Origin of the sequence: Microbacterium trichothecenolyticum, assembly GCF_041938625.1 — a bacterium.
GTDB classification, from domain to species: Bacteria; Actinomycetota; Actinomycetes; order Actinomycetales; family Microbacteriaceae; genus Microbacterium; species Microbacterium trichothecenolyticum_D.
In genome coordinates, this window is the sequence record NZ_CP169427.1 from 2582950 (window position 1) to 2605071 (window position 22122).

General features: G+C 69.9%; 21 protein-coding genes. 4 read left to right on the top strand and 17 right to left on the bottom strand.

Going from position 1 to position 22122, the window contains the following annotated elements; genetic code table 11:
- Position 1: 1 nt before the first annotated feature.
- From ACEYYH_RS12045 to ACEYYH_RS12060, 4 genes are all read right to left on the bottom strand, one after another.
- Complete coding sequence (locus tag ACEYYH_RS12045) at positions 2-1807, bottom strand: acetolactate synthase large subunit (RefSeq protein WP_374974631.1); 1806 nt, start codon at positions 1805-1807, stop codon at positions 2-4.
- Between the two features lie 47 nt (positions 1808-1854).
- Positions 1855-3573: a dihydroxy-acid dehydratase gene (gene ilvD / locus ACEYYH_RS12050; RefSeq protein ID WP_374974632.1), complete on the bottom strand. Its 1719-nt coding sequence runs from the start codon at positions 3571-3573 to the stop codon at positions 1855-1857.
- A gap of 63 nt (positions 3574-3636) precedes the next feature.
- The gene (gene otsB, locus ACEYYH_RS12055; protein WP_374974633.1) at positions 3637-4416 is read right to left on the bottom strand and encodes a trehalose-phosphatase; all 780 of its coding nucleotides are present in this window, start codon (positions 4414-4416) and stop codon (positions 3637-3639) included.
- Entirely contained in the window at positions 4413-5861 is a 1449-nt protein-coding gene (locus ACEYYH_RS12060) for a trehalose-6-phosphate synthase (RefSeq protein ID WP_374974634.1), read from the bottom strand. The genes otsB and ACEYYH_RS12060 overlap by 4 nt, the downstream gene beginning before the upstream one ends.
- Before the next feature lie 136 nt (positions 5862-5997).
- Here ACEYYH_RS12060 and ACEYYH_RS12065 point away from each other — a divergent pair, with 136 nt between their 5' ends.
- Positions 5998-6252 (top strand): hypothetical protein, encoded by a 255-nt coding sequence (locus tag ACEYYH_RS12065; protein ID WP_374974635.1) that lies wholly within the window; start codon positions 5998-6000, stop codon positions 6250-6252.
- 66 nt (positions 6253-6318) lie between these two features.
- Here the strand turns inward: ACEYYH_RS12065 and ACEYYH_RS12070 are convergent, their stop codons facing one another.
- The 3 genes from ACEYYH_RS12070 to ACEYYH_RS12080 are packed head-to-tail and all read right to left on the bottom strand — an operon-like array spanning position 6319 to position 8955.
- A complete protein-coding gene (locus tag ACEYYH_RS12070) occupies positions 6319-7503 on the bottom strand; it encodes an acetyl-CoA C-acetyltransferase (protein WP_374974636.1) in 1185 nt (394 codons plus the stop codon).
- Positions 7500-8153, bottom strand: coding sequence for a CoA transferase subunit B (locus ACEYYH_RS12075; protein ID WP_374974637.1), 654 nt, complete (start codon positions 8151-8153; stop codon positions 7500-7502). The genes ACEYYH_RS12070 and ACEYYH_RS12075 overlap by 4 nt, the downstream gene beginning before the upstream one ends.
- A 1-nt stretch (position 8154) precedes the next feature.
- Positions 8155-8955: a CoA transferase subunit A gene (locus ACEYYH_RS12080; RefSeq protein WP_374974638.1), complete on the bottom strand. Its 801-nt coding sequence runs from the start codon at positions 8953-8955 to the stop codon at positions 8155-8157.
- A 108-nt stretch (positions 8956-9063) separates the two neighbouring features.
- Here ACEYYH_RS12080 and ACEYYH_RS12085 point away from each other — a divergent pair, with 108 nt between their 5' ends.
- The gene (locus ACEYYH_RS12085; protein WP_374974639.1) at positions 9064-9852 is read left to right on the top strand and encodes an IclR family transcriptional regulator; all 789 of its coding nucleotides are present in this window, start codon (positions 9064-9066) and stop codon (positions 9850-9852) included.
- Positions 9853-9939: 87 nt separating this feature from the next.
- On the opposite strand, the gene ACEYYH_RS12090 is transcribed toward ACEYYH_RS12085, so the two are convergent.
- The 9 genes from ACEYYH_RS12090 to ACEYYH_RS12130 all read right to left on the bottom strand — a co-directional run bounded on the left by ACEYYH_RS12090 (position 9940) and on the right by ACEYYH_RS12130 (position 18699).
- Positions 9940-10848 carry an alpha/beta fold hydrolase gene (locus tag ACEYYH_RS12090; protein WP_374974640.1) on the bottom strand — a complete coding sequence of 303 codons (909 nt, stop codon included), beginning with the start codon at positions 10846-10848 and terminating at the stop codon, positions 9940-9942.
- Positions 10845-11597, bottom strand: coding sequence for a 3-hydroxybutyrate dehydrogenase (locus ACEYYH_RS12095; RefSeq protein ID WP_374974641.1), 753 nt, complete (start codon positions 11595-11597; stop codon positions 10845-10847). The genes ACEYYH_RS12090 and ACEYYH_RS12095 overlap by 4 nt, the downstream gene beginning before the upstream one ends.
- Entirely contained in the window at positions 11597-12277 is a 681-nt protein-coding gene (locus ACEYYH_RS12100) for a TetR/AcrR family transcriptional regulator (protein WP_374974642.1), read from the bottom strand. The genes ACEYYH_RS12095 and ACEYYH_RS12100 overlap by 1 nt, the downstream gene beginning before the upstream one ends.
- Positions 12274-13899, bottom strand: coding sequence for a class I adenylate-forming enzyme family protein (locus ACEYYH_RS12105; RefSeq protein WP_374974643.1), 1626 nt, complete (start codon positions 13897-13899; stop codon positions 12274-12276). The genes ACEYYH_RS12100 and ACEYYH_RS12105 overlap by 4 nt, the downstream gene beginning before the upstream one ends.
- A complete protein-coding gene (locus ACEYYH_RS12110) occupies positions 13896-14957 on the bottom strand; it encodes a branched-chain amino acid ABC transporter permease (RefSeq protein ID WP_374978213.1) in 1062 nt (353 codons plus the stop codon). Before ACEYYH_RS12110 ends, ACEYYH_RS12105 begins: the two co-directional genes overlap by 4 nt.
- A gap of 92 nt (positions 14958-15049) precedes the next feature.
- Positions 15050-15925, bottom strand: a complete 876-nt coding sequence (locus tag ACEYYH_RS12115) for a branched-chain amino acid ABC transporter permease (RefSeq protein ID WP_374974644.1) — start codon at positions 15923-15925, stop codon at positions 15050-15052.
- A complete protein-coding gene (locus ACEYYH_RS12120) occupies positions 15922-16671 on the bottom strand; it encodes an ABC transporter ATP-binding protein (protein ID WP_374974645.1) in 750 nt (249 codons plus the stop codon). Before ACEYYH_RS12120 ends, ACEYYH_RS12115 begins: the two co-directional genes overlap by 4 nt.
- On the bottom strand, positions 16668-17480 hold the full coding sequence (locus ACEYYH_RS12125) for an ABC transporter ATP-binding protein (protein ID WP_374974646.1): 813 nt from the start codon (positions 17478-17480) through the stop codon (positions 16668-16670). The genes ACEYYH_RS12120 and ACEYYH_RS12125 overlap by 4 nt, the downstream gene beginning before the upstream one ends.
- 19 nt (positions 17481-17499) lie before the next feature.
- Complete coding sequence (locus ACEYYH_RS12130) at positions 17500-18699, bottom strand: substrate-binding domain-containing protein (protein ID WP_374974647.1); 1200 nt, start codon at positions 18697-18699, stop codon at positions 17500-17502.
- Positions 18700-18915: 216 nt separating this feature from the next.
- Here ACEYYH_RS12130 and ACEYYH_RS12135 point away from each other — a divergent pair, with 216 nt between their 5' ends.
- On the top strand, positions 18916-19374 hold the full coding sequence (locus ACEYYH_RS12135) for a MarR family winged helix-turn-helix transcriptional regulator (protein ID WP_374974648.1): 459 nt from the start codon (positions 18916-18918) through the stop codon (positions 19372-19374).
- The gene (locus ACEYYH_RS12140) at positions 19371-20600 is read left to right on the top strand and encodes an MFS transporter (RefSeq protein ID WP_374974649.1); all 1230 of its coding nucleotides are present in this window, start codon (positions 19371-19373) and stop codon (positions 20598-20600) included. Before ACEYYH_RS12135 ends, ACEYYH_RS12140 begins: the two co-directional genes overlap by 4 nt.
- Positions 20601-20914: 314 nt before the next feature.
- Here ACEYYH_RS12140 and ACEYYH_RS12145 read toward each other — a convergent pair whose 3' ends face one another.
- A complete protein-coding gene (locus tag ACEYYH_RS12145; protein WP_374974650.1) occupies positions 20915-21934 on the bottom strand; it encodes a DUF4236 domain-containing protein in 1020 nt (339 codons plus the stop codon).
- Positions 21935-22122 lie beyond the last annotated feature (188 nt).

A 22122-nucleotide genomic window follows, 5' to 3' on the forward strand; every position in this document is an offset into this window, starting at 1 on the left:
CTCAGTCCTCCTGCTCGTCGAAAGCGGGCGAGTGGTCCCGCGCGTACTGGACGAAGCTGTTGCTCACGCCCTGCGGCACCATCGGCCACACCATCGCGTCTGCGCTCACCACGAAGTCGATGACCACGGGACGGTCGTTCGTCTCGAGCGCCGTCTGGATCGCAGCATCCACGTCCTCTTCCTTCTCGACGCGGATCGCGAGGCAGCCGTAAGCCTCCGCCAGCTTCACGAAGTCGGGGATGCGCACCGTGCCGTGGCCGGTGTTGAGGTCGGTGTGCGAGTGGCGGCCGTCGTAGAACAGCGTCTGCCACTGGCGCACCATGCCCAGCGAGGAGTTGTTGATGATCGCGACCTTGATCGGGATGTTGTTGATCGCGCAGGTCGCGAGCTCCTGATTGGTCATCTGGAAGCAGCCGTCGCCATCGATCGCCCACACGACGCGGTCGGGCTCGGCGACCTTGGCGCCCATCGCCGCGGGGACCGAGTAGCCCATCGTGCCCGCACCGCCGGAGTTGAGCCAGGCGTTCGGGCGCTCGTACTTGATGAACTGCGCCGCCCACATCTGGTGCTGGCCGACGCCCGCGGCGTAGACGCCCTCGGGGCCGGTGAGCTCGCCGATGCGCTGGATCACGTACTGCGGCGCCATGAGCCCGTCAGTGGGCTGCGTGTAGCCCAGGGGGAACTCGTCGCGCAGACCGTCGAGGAACGACCACCACTCGGTGATGTCGGGCGCGGTGCCGCCGCTGACCGCGCGGAACGCGACGTCGAGGTCGACCAGCACGTCCTTGAGGTCGCCCACGATCGGCACGTCCGCGGTGCGGATCTTCGAGATCTCCGCGGGGTCGATGTCGACGTGCACGACCTTCGCGTTCGGCGCGAACAGCGCGGCCTTGCCGGTCACGCGATCGTCGAAGCGCGCGCCGAGGGCGACGATGAGGTCGGCTTCCTGCAGCGCAAGCACCGCCGGCACCGTGCCGTGCATGCCCGGCATGCCCAGGTGCTGCGGGTGCGAGTCGGGGAACGCCCCGCGCGCCATGAGGGTGGTCACCAGCGGAGCGCCGGTGGTCTCGGCGAGCGAGCGGAGCTCCTCCGAGGCGCGGGCGCGCACCACACCGCCGCCGACGTAGAGCACGGGCTTCTTGGCGTCGGCGATGAGCTGCGCCGCGGCCTGGATCTGCTTGCCGTGCGCCTTGGTCACCGGCCGGTAGCCCGGAAGGTCGATGCTCGGCGGCCACACGAAGGGCACCTCGGCCTGCTGCGCATCCTTGGTGATGTCGACAAGGACGGGGCCGGGGCGACCGGTCGACGCGATCTCGAACGCAGCGGCGATCGCGCCGGGAATGTCCTCCGCGCGCTTCACCAGGAACGAGTGCTTGGTGATCGGCATCGTGATGCCCACGATGTCGGCCTCCTGGAACGCGTCGGTCCCCATGAGGGTGGAGAAGACCTGGCCGGTGATGCACACGATCGGCACGGAGTCCATGTACGCGTCGGCGATCGCCGTGACGAGGTTCGTGGCGCCGGGTCCCGACGTCGCGAGTGCGACGCCGACGCGACCGGATGCCGCCGCGTAGCCCTCGGCGGCGTGGCCGGCGCCCTGCTCGTGGCGGACGAGGATGTGGCGGACGGACTCGTCGTCCATGAGCGGGTCGTAGACGGGCATGATCGCCCCGCCGGGAAGACCGAAGACGTCGGTCACCCCGAGCAGGTCGAGCGAACGGACGACCGCTTCCGCGCCCGTGAGCACGGGCGTCGAGGCGGTGCGGGCTGGCGGCCGGGGAACGGCCGCGGCGGTGTCGGCTGACATGGGTGTCTTCCTCTGAAGTGGGTCGGAGGGGATGTCGGAAGCCAGGCTCAACCGGTGGTCGCGCCCTCCGCAGCGGAGCGCACGAGTCGGGAGTACTTGGCAAGGACGCCACGGGTATAGCGCGGGGGAAGCGGCTCCCAGCCAGACCGGCGGGAGTCAAGCTCAGCCTCGTCGACGAGTAGGTCGAGAGTGCGAGCCGCGATATCGACCCGTATCAGATCACCATCGCGCACGAAGGCGATGGGACCTGCGTCCACCGCTTCGGGTGCTATGTGGCCGATGCACAGGCCGGTTGTGCCGCCTGAGAATCTGCCGTCCGTCAAGAGTAGTACATCTTTTCCGAGCCCAGCGCCCTTGATGGCGGCGGTGATGGCGAGCATCTCGCGCATGCCCGGTCCGCCCTTGGGGCCCTCGTACCTGATGACGACGACGTCGCCCGCGGCGATCTCGCCGGCCTCGAGTGCGTCCATCGCGGCGCGCTCACGCTCGAACACGCGGGCAGGGCCTTCGAAGACGTCGGCGTCGAACCCGGCCGACTTGACGACCGCACCCTCGGGCGCGATCGAGCCGTGCAGGATCGTGATGCCGCCCTTGGCGTGGATCGGGTCGTCGAAGGAGTGGATGACCGTGCCGTCCACGGGGTCGGGGTTCAGATCGGCGAGGTTCTCGGCGAGCGTCTTGCCGGTGACGGTGAGGGCGTCGCCGTGCAGGAGTCCCTCGTCGAGCATCGCCTTCATGATCACCGGGATGCCGCCGTGGCGATCGACGTCGTTCATGACGTACTTGCCGAACGGCTTCATGTCGGCCACGTGCGGCACCTTGTCGCCGATGCGGTTGAAGTCGTGCAGGCTCAGGTCGACGTCGGCCTCGCGGGCGATCGCGAGAAGGTGCAGCACCACATTGGTCGAGCCGCCGAGCGCCATCGCGAGGGCGATCGCGTTCTCGAACGCCTCCTTGGTGAGGATGTCGCGCGTCGTGATGCCCTGACGCAGCAGGTTGACGACCGCCTCGCCCGAGCGGTGCGCGAAGTAGTCGCGGCGGCGGTCAGCCGAGGGCGGCGCCGCCGAGCCCGGCAGGCTGAGCCCCAGCGCCTCGGCCACGGACGCCATGGTGTTGGCGGTGTACATGCCGCCGCACGCGCCCTCGCCCGGGGCGATCGCGCACTCGATGCGCTTGAGGTCGGCCTCGCTCATCTTGCCCGCGAGGCACGCGCCCACGGCCTCGAACGAGTCGATGATGGTTACGTCCTTCTCGGTGCCGTCCGAGAGCTTGACCCACCCGGGCGCGATCGAGCCGGCGTAGAGGAAGACGCTCGACAGGTCGAGGCGGGCCGAGGCCATGAGCATGCCCGGGATCGACTTGTCACAGCCGGCGAGGAGCACCGAGCCGTCCAGGCGCTCCGCCATGATGACGGTCTCCACCGAGTCGGCGATGACCTCGCGCGAGACCAGCGAGAAGTGCATGCCCTCGTGGCCCATGGAGATGCCGTCCGAGACGGAGATGGTGCCGAACTGCAGCGGGTAGCCGCCGCCGGCGTGCACGCCCTCCTTGGCGCCCTGCGCGAGCCGGTCGAGGCTCAGGTTGCAGGGGGTGATCTCGTTCCAGCTCGACGCGATGCCGATCTGCGGCTTGTCCCAGTCCGCGTCGCCCATGCCGACGGCACGGAGCATGCCGCGGGACGTCGTGGCTTCGATGCCGTCGGTGACGACGCGACTGCGGGGCTTGATGTCGATGGAGTTGTCAGCGAGCGAATCGGGCTGGGCCATTGGTTCAGTGTATTCCCGCACGGCGACTCGCTCGCCCCGAGTGACGGCGGCGGCCCCTCGAACCTACGCGCGGCTCCGCGAACGCGTCTCGGCGAGCTGCTGCAGCAGCGCCGCGAGAGCCGCGATGTCGGCGACACGCACGGTGGCGGACGTCTGCCCCTCCCCCACGCGCACGCCGAGATCCTCCTCGCCGAGGCTCGCCAGGGCGTCCTCGTCGGTGACGTCGTCGCCGGCGAACAGCACGGCCGATGCTCCGACGCGCTCACGCAGCTCGGCGATCGCGGAGTCCTTGCCCTCGTGCCGGAACGCGAACTCGACGATGTTGTGGCCGGTGCGCCGACGCCAGTGCGGCGCCTCCGCGGCGACGATCTCGTCGACGAGGCGGTTCGCCTCCGCCGCGGCCGCCGCGGTCGCCCGTCGCGTGTGAACGCCGAATCCGAAGGTCTTGGGCTCGATCCAGACGCCGTCGAGGTGCGCGGTCGCATCCTCCGCGTGACCTCGCAGCGCGTCGCGCAGCGCGATGTCGGCCTCGTCCTCGCCGTGGCTCGCGATGCCCTCGCCGGGGATCCAGAACTCCGCGCCGTGCGATCCTGCGAGCAGCTCTCTCGACGAGTCGTCGTGCTCGGCGATGACACGCAGGTCGACCAGGCTGCGCCCTGACACGAACGCGACGATCGTGTCAGGCGTCGCGACCAGCGCGTCCACCGCGTCGCGGGCGGCGGGCAGCATCCGTGCGTCCATCGGCTCGTCCTCGAGGGGCGACAGCGTGCCGTCGAAATCGAGGGCGACGAGAAGACGATCGGATGCTGCGAGCCGGGCGATCGCGTCGGCCGCGGCCGTCATGCGCCTGTCTTCTTCGCGCGCTTGGCTTCACGGGCGGCCTCGAGGGCCTCGAGGAACGACCGCGACCAGCTGGCGACGTCGTTCTCGACGACCTTCTTGCGCAGCGCGCGCATGCGGCGGCCCTGCTCGGCGGGCGGCATCTCGATCGCGCGCATGATGGCCTCCTTCATCCCGTGGATGTCGTGAGGGTTGATGCGGATCGCGCTCGGGAGCTCGTCGGCGGCGCCGGCGAACTCGCTCAGGACCAGGACGCCGCGGTTGTCGGTGCGCGTCGCCACGTACTCTTTCGCCACGAGGTTCATGCCGTCGCGGAGGGCGGTGACGAGCATGACGTCGGCGGCGCGGAACAGCGCGACCATCTCGTCGCGCGGATACGCCTGGTGGAGGTAGCGGATCGCGGTGTGCCCCATCGTGTCGTGGTCGCCGTTGATGCGCCCGACGGTGAGCTCGATCTCGTCGCGCAGCTGCATATAGGCCTCGACGCGTTCGCGACTGGGACTCGCGACCTGCACGAGGGTGACGTCCTCGACGTCGATGCGCCCATCCTCGAGGAGCTCGCCGAACGCCTTCAGGCGGTGGCGGATGCCCTTCGTGTAATCGAGCCGGTCGACGCCCAGCAGGATCTTCTTCGGGTTGCCCAAGCTCTCGCGGATCTCCGCCGCGCGCGCCTGGATGTCGGGGCGGGCGGCGAGCTCGATGTACGAACCGGTGTCGATCGAGATGGGGAACGCCTTGGCGAGCGCGTTGCGCGTCGAGCCGTCCGCCTCGGGGACCGTGATGCCACTCGCCTTCGTCTGGTAGCGCAGCTGCCGGCGCACGGCGCGGGCGAAGTTCCCCGCATCGGCCACCCGCTGGAAGCCGATGACGTCGGCGCCGAGAAGTCCCTCGAGCACCTGGCGACGCCAGGGCAGCTGGGAATAGAGCCCGTATGCCGGGAAGGGAATGTGGTGGAAGTACCCGATCGTGAGGTCGGGTCGCGCCTCGCGCAGCATCTGGGGGACGAGCTGCAGCTGATAGTCCTGCACCCACACCGTGCCGCCCTGTGCGGCAACGCCGGCGGCCGCCTCGGCGAAGCGGCGGTTGACCTTCACGTACGCGTCCCACCACACGCGGCGATATCTGGGCGCCGCGATGACGTCGTGGTACAGCGGCCAGAAGGTGTCGTTCGACATGCCCTCGTAGTAGAGCTCGACCTCTTCAGCGCTCAGCGCGACGGGCACGAGGTGGGTGCCCTCGAACTCGAAGGGCTCGACGTCGATGTCGGGCTGGCCGGGCCAGCCGACCCACGCGCCGTCGGCGCGTCGCATCACCGGCTCGAGGGCCGTCACCAGCCCTCCGGGCGAACGGCGCCACTCAGACCCGTCCGCGGCGTCGACGACCCGGTCGACGGGCAGGCGGTTGGCGACGACGACGAGTTCGGCGGCGGGGGCGGTGGGCTCTGTCACGCGGTCTCCTGACGGTTTCGTGGACTCGGCACGCTCAGGCTAACAGCGCGGCCGATCCCGCCGAGTCCCCTTGACGCACCGGAAGACGCCATGTCAAGGGGCGCGGCGTCTGTGTGCGCCGCGCTAACGTGGCCCCATGCGCAAGTACCTCTTCGGCACCGGCCTGCTCACCGCGATCACGGGCGGGCTGACGCTGCTGAGGGGGCTCCGCGAGAACGAGCCGTTCACGTGGCGCATGGCACTCGCATGGCTCAGCTGGGGCATCTCCTTGGCGCTCGCGATCGGCGCGATCGTCGACGTCCGCCGCGCGTCGCGCGGCGAGCTCATCGCGAACGACTCCCCCATCCACGGCCGTGAGAAGAAGCTCCTCAGGCGCCGCATCGACTCCTGACGAACGCCGAAGCGCCACGAGACGCGAGTGGGCTCGTGGCGCTTCGTGTGCCTCCGTCTTCAGGGATCAGCGCGTGAGGATGAGTGCGTCGCCCTGACCGCCGCCGCCGCACAGCGCCACCGCCGCCGTGCCGCCACCGCGGCGCACGAGTTCGTGCACCGCGTGGACGACGAGACGGTTGCCGGATGCGCCGATCGGGTGCCCGATCGCGATCCCGCCGCCGTGCGGGTTCACCACGTCGTCCGAGAGGCCGAGCTCGGCCTGCGACCGAACGACGACCGCTCCGAACGCCTCGTTGATCTCGACGATGTCGAGGTCGCTCGCGGCGATCCCCTGCTTGGCGAGCGCCTTCTCGATCGCGCGCGCGGGCTGCGAGTGCAGCGAATTGTCGGGGCCGGCGACCTGGCCCGAGGCGCCGACGACCGCGAGCACGTTCCAGCCGTTCTCGTCGGCGTGCGAGCGCGTGGTCAGCACGACCGCCGACGCGCCGTCCGAGATCTGCGACGAGTTGCCCGCCGTGATCGACCCGCTCGATGCGAAGGCGGGACGCAGACCCGCGAGAGTCTCGACAGTGGTCTCGGGCCGGACGCCCTCGTCCTTCGTGACGACGACCGGGTCGCCCTTGCGCTGCGGGATCTCGACCGGCACGATCTCCGCGTCGAAGACACCCGCGGCCTGCGCGGCGGCCGCACGCTGATGCGACCTCGCTGCCACAGCATCCTGCGCCGCTCGCGTCACCTCGAGGCGTTCGTTGTGCCGCTCCGTCGACGCCCCCATGCTCTCGCGGTCGTACGCGTCGGTCAGCCCGTCGAACGCCATGTGATCAAGGACCTCGATCGAGCCGTACGCCCAGCCGTCTCGCGAGCCCATCAGCAGGTGCGGGGCGCGGGTCATCGACTCCATGCCGGCGGCGACGACGACGGTGGCGTCTCCCACGGCGAGCATGCGCGCGCCGTCGATGATGGCGGTGAGCCCGGAGAGGCACACCTTGTTCACGGACCCGGAGTGGACGTCCCACCCGATGCCGGCGCCCACCGCCGCCTGACGCGCGGGGTTCTGGCCGCTCCCTGCTGCGAGCACCTGGCCGACGAGGACCGCATCGACCGCATCGGCGGGGATGCCGCCCTGCTCGAGCGCGCCCTTGATCGCGGCGCTGCCCAGCTGCACCGCGGTGAGCGGCGCCAGCTGGCCCTTCAGTCGCCCCTGCGGTGTGCGCGCAGCGGCGACGATGACGACGTCGTCGTGGTTCATGCTTCGATTCTCTCTCCGACGGCGACCGTCAGCTCCGGTTCGGTGGCCGCGATGACCTCTTCCACGGTGACGCCGGGGGCCGTCTCGACCAGCACGAGTCCGGTCTCGGTCACGTCGATGACCGCAAGGTCCGTGATGATGCGGTCGACGACTCCGCGTCCGGTGAGGGGCAGCGAGCATTCGTTCACGATCTTCGCCGAGCCGTCCTTGGCAACGTGCTCCATGAGGACGATGACCTTCGCGGCGCCGTGAACGAGGTCCATCGCGCCGCCGGGGCCCTTGACCATCTTCCCCGGGATCATCCAGTTCGCGAGGTCGCCGGCCGCCGACACCTGCATCGCCCCGAGGATCGCGGCGTCGATCTTGCCGCCGCGGATCATCCCGAAGCTCGTCGCCGAGTCGAAGAACGCCGCTCCCGGCAGCGTGGTCACCGTCTCCTTGCCGGCGTTGATGAGATCCGGGTCGACGTTCTCCTCGGTCGGGTACGGTCCGACCCCGAGGATGCCGTTCTCGGACTGCAGCACGACGGTGACGCCGTCGGGCACGAAGTTCGGCACGAGGGTCGGCAGGCCGATGCCCAGGTTGACGTATGCGCCGTCGGCGAGCTCCTCGGCCGCGCGGGCGGCCATCTCGTTGCGGGTGAGCGGCATGTCAGGCTCCTTCCGGCATCTCGCGCGCGGCGGCCTGTGCGACCGAGACCGTGCGCCGTTCGATGCGCTTCTCGATGTCGGATCCGACTTCCACGATGCGGTGCACGTAGATGCCGGGGAGGTGGATGCTGTCGGCCTCGAGTTCGCCCGGTTCCACGAGCTCCTCGACCTGGGCGATGCAGACGCGGCCCGCCATCGCGGCGAGCGGGTTGAAGTTGCGCGCCGCCTTGTTGAAGACGAGGTTGCCGTGGCGGTCGCCCTTGAGCGCGTGGACGAGGGCGAAGTCGGTGACGATGGCCTCTTCCAGCACGTAGTCGCGCGAACTGCCCGAGACGTCGAAGCTGCGGACGTCCTTGACGGGGGACGCCACCGCGATGCTGCCGTCGGCGGCGTAGCGGCGCGGCAGCCCGCCCTCGGCCACCTGCGTGCCCACACCGGTCTGCGTGTAGAACGCGGCGATGCCCGAGCCGCCTGCGCGGAGCTTCTCGGCGAGCGTGCCCTGCGGCGTCAGTTCGAGCTCGAGCTCGCCGGAGAGGAACTGCCGCTCGAACTCCTTGTTCTCGCCGACGTAGGAGGAGGTCATCTTCCGGATGCGCTTCGCATTCAGCAGGATGCCGAGTCCCCAGTCGTCGACGCCGCAGTTGTTGCTGACGATGCTGAGGTCGCTCGTGCCCTGCGCGAGCAGCGCCTCGATGAGTGCGATGGGGTTGCCGGAGAGCCCGAACCCTCCCACCGCGAGGGACGCCCCGTCGGGGATGTCGGCGACGGCCTCGGCCGCCGATCCCCAGGTCTTGTCGATCATTCTGCTCCTTTGCAATCCGGTCGCTCGGTGACCATCCTGCGACTCCGCGGTCGGCCGCACCACCTTCCCGCTTGCCATGTGGCCACCCGGCGTCGTAGCGTCCATATTGTGGACAGCCCCTCCCATCGCAGCGTTCCCGGAGCCCAGTCGATCGCGCGCGCGGCCCAGCTCCTGCGCCTGGTGACGTCGGGGGGCGACGGAGGCATGCCGGTGGCCGAACTCGCCCGCCGCGCCGACCTCACCCGCCCGACGACGCACCGTCTCCTCACGGCCCTGCGCCACGAGGGGCTCGTCGATCAGGACGAGCGCACCGGGCGTTGGATGCCAGGACCCGAGCTCTTCCTGATGGGCACGGTCGCAGCATCCCGATACGACATCACCGCCGTCGCGCGCGACATCGTGCGCTCGCTGGCCGTCCGCACCGAAGAGAGCGCGTTCCTCTCGGTGCGCCGAGGCGACGAGACCGTGTGCCTGCTGCGCGAGGAGGGCAGCTTCCCGATCCGCTCGTTCGTGCTCTCGGAGGGCGTGCGGTTTCCTCTCGGCGTCGCGTCAGCAGGCCTCGCGATCCTGTCGTTCCTGCCGCCCCACGATGTGGACGCCTACTTCGAGCGCCATCCCGAGCTCTCGGCTCGCTGGGGCGCGTCGCACAGCGAGCAGCGGCTGCGCATGCGCCTGCGCGACACCCAGGAGCGCGGCTACGCCGTGAACCCCGGCCTCATCGTCGAGGGCTCGTACGGCATCGGGGCCGCCGTCTTCACCCGCGAGGGTCACCCGCAGTGGGCGCTGAGCCTCACCGGCGTCGAGTTCCGCTTCGGCCCCGACCGCCTCCCTGAGCTCGGCCGCACGCTGCTCGCGCACGCGCATCAGCTCACGACCCGCATCGCCGCCTCCCGCTGACCGCCCCGACCCTTGGGACCTCGAGGGCGTCCTTCGCTCACCTGTCACGGAGTGCCGCGCGAGGCGACACACCGTGACAGGTGAGCATCACCGGGTCGGAACCGCAGAGAGCTCCTCGCGGACCGCGGCCGACACCACATCGGCACCCGCGGGCGACATGACGATCGTGTAGTGGTTGAAGCCGTCGACCCGCTCGTGCTCCACGCCCGGGTAGTCCCCCAGCAGCCGCTCGAGGTGCTCGGGGGCATAGAGGCCGGGCGGCTCGTTCTGCAGGCCGCGCGGCACGGTGATCAGGCGGGTCGGATGCTGCAGCCCGGCCAGCGCCGCCGGCAGGGCCGTGCCCGTGTTCATGTCGACGGTGTCGTCTGCGGTCGTGGCGTAGCTCGTCGCCGGGCGGAACGCTCCCGCGCCGTCGTCGACGAGGTCGTAGGCGAGATAGCGCTCCAGCTCGGGGGTCCATGCTCCGGTGAAGGCCGGATGCTGCCGCCAGAAGTCGAGGTACTCCCCGGTTCCCGCGAACCTCATCGAGAGGCGCGCGGCGGTCGGGCCGAGGATTCCGGCGACGAGCTCGTCGGTGGTGAGCCCGGCGGGGACGTCGAGCGGCAGCCCACCGTCGACGAGCAGCAGCCGAGAGACGCGTTCGGGATACCGGTGCGCGAAGACGACGCACACGAACCCGCCCATCGAGTGCCCGACGACCACCGTGCGGTCGATGCCGAGCGCGTCCAGCAGCGCCGCGAGGTCGGCGGCGTGGGCGGCCATCCCCGCCGCCCCTTCGATGCCGTTGCTGCGCCCGCGTCCCCGCAGATCGGGAGCGACGACGCGCACTCCCGGCAGACGGTGCACGACGAACGGCCAGGCCAGGTGCGAGGCTGTGACCCCGTGCACCAGCAGCACGGTCGGCGTCTCGGGACCCGCATCCGCCGGCTCCCACACGCCCGCGCGCAGCGCGCCGCCGTCGACGGGAACGTCGATCGTCCGATACTCGTGACTCACCGCGCCGTCCATCCGCCGTCCATCGTGTACGAGGCGCCGGTGACCATTCCGGACTTGTCCGACACGAGCCATCCCGCCAGAGAGGCGACCTCGTCGGCCTCGACGAGCCGCTTCACGGCGCTCTCCGTGAGCATGATCTTCTCGACGACCTCGCTCTCGGGGATCCCGTGCACCTTGGCCTGGTCAGCGATCTGCTTCTCGACGAGCGGGGTGCGCACGTAGGCCGGGTTGATGCAGTTGCTCGTCACCCCGTGCGGTGCTCCTTCGAGGGCGGTCACCTTCGACAGCCCCTCGAGTCCGTGCTTGGCCGAGACGTACGCCGACTTGAAGGCGCTCGCGCGCAGGCCATGCGCGCTCGAGATGTTGACGACGCGTCCCCAGCCCCGCTCGTACATCGCCGGCAGCGCCGCACGGATGAGCAGGAACGGCGACTCGAGCATGAGCCGCACGATGAGCCGGAAGGCCTCGGGGTCGAAGTCCGTGATCGGCGACACGCGCTGGATGCCCGCGTTGTTCACGAGGATGTCGACGTCCAGGGTCAGGTCGTCGAGGGCGGCGGTGTCGGCGAGGTCGACGACCCAGGGCTCACCGCCGACGGCGGCGGCAGCATCCGTCGCGGCATCCGCGTTCAGGTCCGCGATGACGACGTGCGCGCCGCGCGACGCGAATTCGTGCGCGCACGCGAGGCCGATGCCGCTCGCGCCACCGGTGATCAGCGCGCGCTTGCCCGTGAGATCCTGCTCTGCCATCAGGCGTCCTTCCCGCCGGCTCGCGGCGCGAGGGCGTTGTCGATGAACCGGGTCATCCCGGCGAACACCGCCGGGTCGAGCTGTGCGGGCGGCTTGCCGTCGGCGTCGCGCTCCCACAGCAGGAACCGCATGCCGATCAGCTCACCCATGCCCATCAGCGCCCAGGCGGCGACAGCCGGGTCCAGGAGCGGGTCGACGTCGCCGGCGGTCTGGGCGGCCCGGAGCCCCGCCTCGTAGCCCTCGACGATGCGCGTGTAGTGCATGCGCAGCACCTCGGGTGAGACGAACTCCGCTTCGCGCACCACGCGGTACAGCGCCGGATGCTCTGCCGTGAACCGGAAGAACCCGGCGAAGCCCGCGCGCTCCGCCTCCAGGCGACCGGAGGCCCCCTCCATCGCCTCCGACATGGAGTGGCGCACCCGGCGGTTGAGGTCGAGCACGAGCGCCTCGAAGACCGCCTGCTTGCTGTCGAAGTAGAGGTAGAACGTGCCGAGTCCGATGCCGGCGCGCTCGGTGATCTTGACGATGGAAGCCTCGTGGTAGCCCTGCTCGGCGAACACGAGCTCTGCCGCCTCGAGCAGGCGACGTCGGGTCGCCTCGCCCCGCTTCGTGAGCGGGCGTCCGGTGGCGGACGACACCAGCTCCTCTTCCCGGTCGACGAGTTCGTCGGACATGCTCATCGGGATTCCCCCTTCGTACGACCGTGCACGACTCCGTGCGCGGGCTCCCCAGCACGATCTTCCTGCTCCTGGCGTGGTTCGACCCGCAACCTGGCCTCCTCACGGAGACGCGATCGTGCGAGCTTCTCGATCGTCGAGCGCGGCAGCGTGTCGACGAACTCGACATGGACCGGGATCTTGAACGCCGCGAGGTTGCGACGTGCGTGTGCGAGCACCTCATCGACCGACAGTCGGGCCCCGGGCACCGGCACGACGAATGCGACTCCCCGCTCGCCCCACACCGCGTCGGGGACACCCACCACCGCGGCCGCCTCCACGAGCGGGTGCAGGCACAGCGCGTACTCGACCTCCGCAGGAGCGACGTTCTCACCCCCCGAGATGAAGATGTCCTTCAGTCGATCGACGATCCGGTACACGCCCGACGCGTCGCGCGACACCAGATCGCCGGTACGCAGCCAGTCGCCGCTCATCGCCCGGGCGGTCGCGTCGTCGTCGCCCAGGTAGCCGGCGAAGACGCTCGGACCCCGCACCCACAGCTCGCCGGTGGCCTCGCCCTCGAGCGGGAGCCCCGACGCCGGGTCGACGATCCGCACCGCCACATGCGGGTACGGCCGGCCGACAGCGCCCGGCGCCCCAGCGGCCTCTGCCGCGGGCAGGTGCAGCACGTTCGGCGCCGCCTCGGTGAGCCCGTAGCCCTGCGTCAGCGGGATGCCCCGAGCCGTCCACGCCTCCTGCAGCGACACCGGCATCGTCGCACCGCCGACCAGCGCGAGGCGCAGGGAGGCAGCATCCGTCATGGTCCACTCGCGATCACCCGCCAGTAGCGCGTACTGCGTCGGCACGCCCATCATCGCGGTGACCTTCCGGTCGGCGATGAGCTGCAGCACGCGCGCCGGCTGGAACGAGCGCTCGAGCACGACCGTCGCGCCGACCCACCACGCGAGCAGCGGCTGGCAGTTCCACGCCGCCACGTGGAACTGCGGGAGCATCGCGAGAACGACGTCGTCCTGGGTGAGCGGCAGCGCCTGCGAGAGCGCGAGGTTGTTCCAGAAGCAGTTCGCGTGCGTCAGCACGACGCCTTTCGGCGTCGCCTCGCTGCCCGACGTGAAGATCACGAGCAGGGGGTCGTCGTCGTGCACCGGCCGGCGCGTGCGCGGCTGCGCGGAGCGAGGGACGGATGCCTCGATCCCGGTCGTTCCGAGCATGCCGACGGGCGGGGCCACGGGAGCGACGCGCAGCGCCTCGCCGGCGAGCGCCGCGTGCTCATCCTCGATCAGCACCAGCGCCGGAGCGGAGCGGGAGAGCACGTCGGCGAGCTCGCGGGGTGTGAGCCGCCACGACAGCGGCACGAAGGCGATCCCCGCGATCGCGCATGCGAAGAACGCCACGACGTGGTCGGTCGAGTTCCCCGACACCGTCGCGATGCGGTCACCGGGCCCGTAGCCCGCCTGCCGCAGTGCGTCTGCGAGCTCGGTGGCGCGGGCCGCGAGCGTCGCGTAGTCGGTCGTCACGCCGCGGTCGTCGATGGCGACGCGCTCGGGCGAGCGCGTCGCGCGGTCGACGATCCACCGGCCGAGCGTGTGAGGCCCGTCGTCGATGTCGGAGTCGGCGGTCCAGCTCATGCGCGCACCTCTGCCGGCGCGTCGGCGGTCTCGGGCGCCTGCTCGGCGTCGTCGAGCTGCCGGAGCGACCCGCGCACCTTCTCGCCGCGGCGCCGGCGGACGGCCGCATCGATCGTGCCCGCGATGCCGCCGGGGAGGAACATCACCACGACGATGAACAGCACGCCGAGGAGGAACAGCGGCTCCGACAGCGGAATCCGCAGGACGTCGGGCAGCCCGGCGATGGCCTCGGAGCCGGCCAGAACGGTGAGCCGCTGATCGAGCAGCGTGTAGAGCACACCGCCCACGATGGCACCCCAGCGGAAGCCGACGCCACCCAGCACCACCATCACCAGGACGGTGATCGTGAGGTCGGCCGAGACCGACCGCGGCACGGTGCCCGACTGCAGCAGCATGTACGCCACGCCGGCGAGGCTGGCGAGCCCGGCGGCGATGACGAACACGATCAGTCGCACGCGGTACGGCGAGAGGCCGAGCACCCGCACGCGCTGCTCGTTCTCGCGCGTCGCGCGGGCGAGGTGCCCCAGACGGGAGGTGTCGACCCACAGCACCACGAGATACACCACCACGAGCACGACCAGCGTGAACCAGTACAGGTTGCGCGTGTTCACGACCCCGATGAGGAAGTCGGGCACCTGCACCGTGTTGAGGCTGAGCCCCTCCTCGCCGCCGGTGACCTGCGAGTTGCGCCGCACGAGCACCGATCCGGCCTGCGCGAACGCCAGCGTCACCATCGCGAACGGGATCCCCGAGACCCGCATCGACACGGCACCCGTCACGAGCGCGATCACCATGCCGCCGACCAGCGCGATGAACACGCCCGGCCACAGCGGCACGCCGAAGTGCTCGAGGGCGATGCCGAGTCCGTACGCGCCGGCACCGAAGTACAGGGCGTGCCCGAACGAGAGCATGCCGCCGGATCCGAGCAGCAGGTTGTACGACAGCGCGAGCGCGGCGAACACCATGCACAGCGACAGCAGCGCGAGCGTGCCTGGCAGGTAGGTCGGCGTGGGCAGGATGCCCGGCAGCGAGAGGTTGAGCAGCGGCAGCATCGCCATGAACGCGACGAGCACGACACCGACCCCGGCGGGAATGAACGGACGGATGCTGCGCCCCGAGGCCTCTCCCGGCCCCTGAGCCTGTCGAAGGGTCATGCCTTCCTCCCCAGGAGTCCGGTCGGGCGCACCAGCAGCACGAGGGCCAGCAGGATCACGACGATGAAGTCACCGGTGCCGCCGAGGTAGAAGTTCGCGAACTGCTGCAGCACCGCGACGAGCACGGATGCCACGGCGGCACCGGTGAGCGAGCCGAGGCCGCCGACCACGGTGACGATGAACGCGAAGATGAGCAGGGTCTGCCCGAGGTGCGCCGACACGAAGGTGGAGTAGTGCATCGCCAGCACGCCCCCGATTCCGGCCGCCGCGCCGCCGATGGCGAAGACGAGCGTGAACGAGCGCCGCACGTCGATGCCGAGCGCGGTCACCATCGAGCGGTTCTCGACGCCGGCCCGGATGATCATGCCGTAACGCGTCTTCTGCAGGAACAGCACGAGGGCCGCGAGCACGAGGACCGCCGCGATCATCAGGACCCAGTACGTGTTGGGGATGCGGGCGCCGAGGACTTCGGTGGTCTGCTTGAGCCACGGAGGGCCGCCGATGTGGATGGGGTCGGTGCCCCAGATCCCCTCGAACAACGCGACGGCGGCGAACGACAGACCGACCGTCACCAGCACCTGCTCGATGTGTCGCTCGTACAGCGGCCGGATCAGGACGAGTTCGGTGAGGGTCGCGAACACGGCGCCCACGCCCGCACCGACGAGCACCGAGAGCAAGAAAGATCCCCAGGACTCGGTGCCGAGCGCCTGCGCGACCATCCAGCCCATGAACGCGCTCAGCGTGAGGAATGCACCGTGCGCGAAGTTGAGCACGTGCATGAGGCCGTAGATGAGGCTCAGCCCACTGGCGACGAGGAAGTAGAGCGCGCCCAGACCGACGCCGGTGATAAGGGTGAGGATCAACGTACTCATGCGGCCTGCTCCACGTGGACGCCGAGGAGGCGGCGGGTGAGGTCTTCGTCGTCGAGGATGTCGCGGGCCTTGCCGACGTGCGCGACGCGGCCGCCGGCGATGACGACGGCGTCGTCCGCGAGACGGCGTACGACCTCGAGGTTCTGCTCGACGAGGAGGATGGGGACGGTCTTGGACGCCTCCTGCAGTGCGTCGGCGACCTCGGTCACGATCTTCGGCGCGAGGCCCTTCGTCGGCTCGTCGACGAGGAGCAGCCGGTTGTCGTTGAGGAGAGCGCGAGCGACCGAGACCATCTGCTGCTGACCCCCCGAAAGAGTGCCGGCCGGCTGGTCGCGACGGGCGACCAGGTCGGGGAAGAGCTCCGCGACGAACTCGCGGCGCGGGTTGCGCTGGCGTTCGGCCAGCGCGAGGTTCTCGGCGACGGTGAGCTTCGAGAAGACCTCCCGGTCCTCCGGCACGTACCCGACGCCCCGTCGCACGATGCGGTGTGTAGGCAGGCCGTCGATGCGCTCGCCCGCGAGCATCACCTCGCCGCGCCGCGAGATGAGCCCGAGGATGCCGCGGAGCGACGACGTCTTGCCGACGCCGTTGCGGCCGAGCACCGCGGTGATGCCGGTGGCGGGCACGTCGAACGAGACGTCCTCCACGACCTGCTGGCCCGCGATCGTGCAGCGGAGATTGCGGACGGTGAGGATCGGAGCGGGGGTCTCGGGGGCGCCGCCCCCGGCGACGAAAGTACCGTTCATGCTGCCTCCCCCGCGGATCCCGTGCCGAGGTATGCGCTCTGCACCAGCGGGTTCTCCATGATCCGCTGCGGAGTGTCGTAGGCGATGATCGTCCCGAAGTACATGACCGCGACTTTGTCGACCAGCCCCATGAGCACGTCGATGTGGTGCTCGACCATCAGCAGCGTGCAGCCCTTCTCACGCTGCATCTCGCGGATGTTCGCCACGAGCCCGGGGACGTCGCCGGAGGCGACGCCCGCCATGGGCTCGTCGAGCAGCACGATGCTCGCCTCGGCCGCCAGCAGCACCGCGATCTCGAGCTTGCGCTTGTCGCCGTGCGAGATGTCACCCGCGAGCGCGTCGCGCTTGTGGCTGAGCCCGACGGCCTCGAGCTTCTCCAGCGCGAGCCGGGTCGCAGCATCCGTCCGCCGCGGGAAGTGCAGGAGCGAGCCCGAGCCGCCGAGCGACACCTGGGCCGCCAGGCGCACGTTCTCGAGCACCGACAGCTTGGGGAAGAGGCTCGAGGTCTGGAAGGTGCGCCCCAGTCCCGCCCGCGCCCGCGCCGGCACCGACGCCGTCGTGATGTCGCGGTCGTCCAGCACGACGCGACCGGCGGTGGGCTTCATGAGGCCCGAGATCACGTTGAAGAGCGTGGTCTTGCCGGCGCCGTTCGGACCGATGACACCCACGAGGGAGCCGGCGGCGACGTCGAGCTCGACGTCCTTGAGGATCGTCGCGCCGCCGATCCGCAGGCCGAGGCCTTCGATCTTCAGCGGAGAGCCGCGGCGTGCGGTCTCCGCGACGGGCGCGGACGGGACAGTGGTGCTCATGGTTGCGCGAAACCCCGGATCACTCGGCTTCGGCGGGAGCGACGTCGTCGGCCGAGACCGTGTCGACGAGTTCGGGCACGAAGGTGCCGCCGTCGGCGACGAGCTTCACCTGGTACATCTCCTGGATGAGGGCGTGGTCGCCCGCGCGCACCGTCATGGTGCCCTTCGGGCCCTCGAACTCGAAACCCTCGAGCGCCGAGACCATGGCGTCGACGTCTCCCTGGCCCTCCTGGATCGCGTGGACGATCATGATCGCCGCGTTGAAGCCGTCCGGGCTGAACAGGTCGGGCGCGCCGCCGGCCTCTTCGATCGCCTCGACCATCGCCGTGTTGACGTCGTTGTCGGGAGCCTCGGGGAAGTAGTGGTTCAGGAAGTTGATCTTCTCGGAGGCCTCGCCGTAGGCGCCGAACGTCGCCGCGTCGCCGAGACCGGTCACGACGGGGATCTCGTCGAGCACTCCCTGCTGGCTCATGGCCTGCCACATCGCACCCGAAGTCGCGCCGGCCCAGGCCACGAACACGAGGTCGGGAGCACCGGCGAGCACCTGCTGCGCGAACGGAGTGAACTCGGTCGCATCCTCCGCGACGAGCACGGAGTTCACCGTCGCACCCTGGCCGCCGAGGATCGCGTCGACCGCTGCGACGTTGCCCTGGCCGAACGCGTTGTCCTGCGCGAACACCGTCACGGTCTTGCCCTCGAGGTCGTCGAGGAACGTGCCCGCGGTCGCGACGTCCTGCGCGCTCTGCCGTCCGGAGCGGAACGTGTAGTCGTTGATGCCCGTGATCGCGTCCGCGGCGGCAGGACCCGAGATGTAGAGCACCTTGTTCTGCTCGGCCTGCTCGGCGACGGCCAGCGCCACGCCCGACGAGGCGGTGCCGGCGATGATGTTGACGCCCGAGCCGATGAGCTCCTTGACGGCGGTGACGGCCTTGTCGGGGTCGCCGGCGTCGTCGCGGTACTCCACGTCGATCGTCGTGCCGTCGATCTCACCGGTGCCGTCGGTGGCGTAGTCGAGCCCTGCCTTGAACGCGTCGAGATACTGCTTGCCGTAGCCGGCGAGCGGCCCGGACTCACTCGTGACGATGCCGACGGTGACCTCGGACAGTCCGCCGTCGGTCGCCTCGCCGGAGGGCGTCTCGGTGGTCGGCGCGCAGGCCGCCAGGGCGAGCGCTGCCGTGACGACCACGGAGCCCAGGAGCAACTTCTTCGTAACCCGCATGTGCGTGCCTTTCCCCATTGGAAGGATCTGGTGCGTGAACCGGTGCTTCGATCTCAAACATGAGATCCGATTCAGGTTCTTGCAATCTAGGAAACGGAAGCCGTCGAGGTCAAGTGGGCAGGGCCCTTCCCCCGCCGTCGTTACCGAATCGGGACGATGGGACGTGGCATCCATCCTTTTCATACCCTTGGTATATATCAGCGGTATGCTTTCTCCGTGACCCACGATCAGGACATCGAGACCCTCATCGTCGCCGCCCACGCGCTGACCCGCGTCGCGGCGCTCGAGACTGCCAACGAGACCCCCGCCGCCCAGTGGCGGACGCTCACGATCCTGCGCGACCACGGTGCGCTGCGCGTCGGCGAGCTCGCCCGTCTCAGCCGCGTGACCCAGCCCGGCATGACACGGCTGGTCGGCCAGATGGCGGATCACGGACTGGTGGTGAAGACGACGGATGCCGCCGACTCGCGCGCGACCGTCGTCGAGGTCACCCCGCTCGGCCTCGATGCCCTCCAGACGTGGATGCTGCAGCTGACGGCGGCACTCGCCCCGCACTTCGAGGACCTGGAACCCGAGGAGTGGGATGCGCTGCGGACAACAGCATCCGTCCTCACGCGCAAGCTCGACCACACGCGCACCGCCTCGGCCCCCGAGACGACGGAGGCCGTCCGATGAGCGCGCACGGCAGCACCGGATCGGTGTGGCGCCAGCCCGCGCAGGTGTGGGCGGTCGCTTTCGCGTGCGTCGTCGCGTTCATGGGCATCGGGCTCGTCGACCCGATCCTCCCCGCCATCGCCGAGTCGCTGCAGGCGAGCCCGGTGCAGACCGAACTCCTCTTCACGAGCTACCTGCTGGTCACCGGGCTCGCGATGCTCGTCACGAGCTGGATCTCGAGCCGCATCGGCGCGAAGGCGACCCTGCTGATCGGCCTCGCGCTCATCGTGGTGTTCGCACTCCTCTGCTCGCTGAGCGGCAGCGTCGACGCGATCACCGGCTTCCGCGCCGGCTGGGGCCTCGGCAACGCGCTCTTCATCTCGACCGCGCTCGCGACGATCGTCGGCGCCGCGTCCGGCGGCAGCGGGGCGGCGATCGTGCTCTACGAGGCCGCACTGGGCCTCGGCATCGCGGTCGGTCCGCTCCTGGGAGGCGTGCTCGGCGAGATCAGCTGGCGCGGGCCGTTCTTCGGCGTCGTGGTGCTCATGGCGATCGCATTCGTCGCCGTGCTCGTGCTCCTTCGCGGGCCGAGCGAGAAGCCCGTGCCGGTGCCCCTGTCGGCGCCCTTCACGGCGTTGCGCATCCCGTCGCTCGCCGTGCTCGCCGTCGCGGCACTGTTCTACAACATCGGGTTCTTCGTGCTGCTCGCGTTCTCGCCGTTCCCGCTCGGTTTCGGCGCCATGGGCATCGGCTTCACGTTCTTCGGCTGGGGCGTCGCCCTCGCGATCACCAGCGTCTGGGTGGCGCCGCTGCTGCTGCGCTTCATGGCACGCACGACCGTGATGCTGCTGACCCTCCCGCTGCTTGCGATCGACCTGGTCATCGCCGGAATCCTCGTCGACGATGCCGCGGCCCTGGTCGCCGCGATCATCGTAGGCGGGCTGCTTCTCGGCGTGATGAACACCGTGCTCACCGAGTCGGTGATGGAGGCGACCGATCTCCCCCGCTCCGTCGCGTCGTCGTCGTACTCGGCGGTCCGGTTCCTCGGCGGCGCCGCCGCTCCCCCGCTCGCCGCGCTCCTGTGGCACCTGTACGGGCCGACGGTTCCGTATCTCTTCGCCGCAGCATCCGTCCTCCTCGCCACCGCCACGGTCCTGTTCGGCCGGCGCGCGCTCGCCCGCATCGACGAGCGCGAAGCGGATGCTGCGGACGAGGCTGCCGCTGTGCTCGTGGGCGACGCCGCCTGAGCCGCCGGAAACAGCAGAAGCGCGGTCCTTTCGGACCGCCCTTCTCGGTGGTGCACCCCCTGGGACTCGAACCCAGAACCCACTGATTAAGAGTCAGTTGCCGTCCGCTCAACGTCTCGACGCAGAATTCCGCGTATTTTCGCGGACGTGGGCGCCAATCGTCATTGCGACATACGGGTAGATACGGGGAGTTACGCGGACAGATTCGCGCGATCTTGGGGGCCGCTGGCTGGGGTGCGCCCGATTAGTGGCCGGTTTCGTGGACGACGACGCACGTGCCTGCAGTGAGGCAACCACGCGCCAGGAAACACCACTCACGCGCCTGCCGCGCTGAGCATCTCCTGCAATCCCGGGTAGCCGGCATCTTCGGCGAGAACCCGCTCGTAGTCCTTGCGAGCCATCGCCTTCTTACCCTCGGCGAAGTACGTGTGGCCGCGCGCGACGAGCGCGAGGTGACGAAGCTCGGCGGGCCGTGACCGGATCCGCAGCGCCTCCTTCAGCGCCTCGCGCGCTGCCTCGAAGTACCCCTGTTCCCGCAGCGCCGTGCCCCGCTGGATGAGGAGGAATGTCGCCGCCTCGTCCTCGTTCGTGAGCCCGTTCGTCAGGTCCACGACCTCCGGCCATCGCTCCTCCTCGGAGTACAGCTCTGCGAGCGATACGGCGGCCACGGTCGTGGGCTCCAGCTGCTCGACAATGCCGATCGCACGGGGGTGATTGCCGGCCTCCTGCTCGAGCTCGGCCAGGAGCAGTCCGAGAGCCTGCCGGTCCCACGGCATCTGCGCGACGATGCCCGTCGCGATCGGGACCGTCAGGTCCGACGTCTCGACGTACTTGCCGATGAACGTGTCGGCGGCCGGGTCGTACCCGGTGTCGAACAGCCAGCCGAGCAGGGCGCGCGTGCGGTCGGTATCCCTGTTCGGCGCTGACACACGTAGCACTTCGACCATCGTCACCGTCGGCACCGCCTGAGGGTGTGCCTGCCCAACCGCGTGGATGGCGGCCGCGTCGGGCGTGCCCTCCAACTGCTTGAACAGTTGCTTCTCCCACGCCGGTGCCGTCAGGCTGGGCTTCACCTTCTTCGGCTTGGGCGGCTTCACCATCTTCGGCGGCTGCTGCGGCGCAGGCCGTGCGCTCGCGCGGCCCCCGCCGACACGGGTGCTGGTGGAGTGGGAGATGCCGGTTCCCGCGATCCCGACAGTGCGTGTCACCCGTCCGCTGCTGTTGACGCTCACCCTCGCCCCACGCACGCCCGCGGACATGCCGATGCTCTTGCTCGACACGTTCAGACGCACACCCGGCGCGATCTTGATCGACTTGCGGACCTTGAACCCCATAGCTGCTCCCCATCGTTGAACGCCGAAAGCCTATCGACGGCAATGACCGCACACTCGCCGCCTCTATGGCGCGTTATGGACTGATCGATGCACTCGGCTCCGCGTGACATTCTTTCGCTCAGTGCGAAATCCGCAGCGGGCGCGTCGAGACGCAGCCCGAGACTCACTCGGAACTCGCCCTGCCGGCA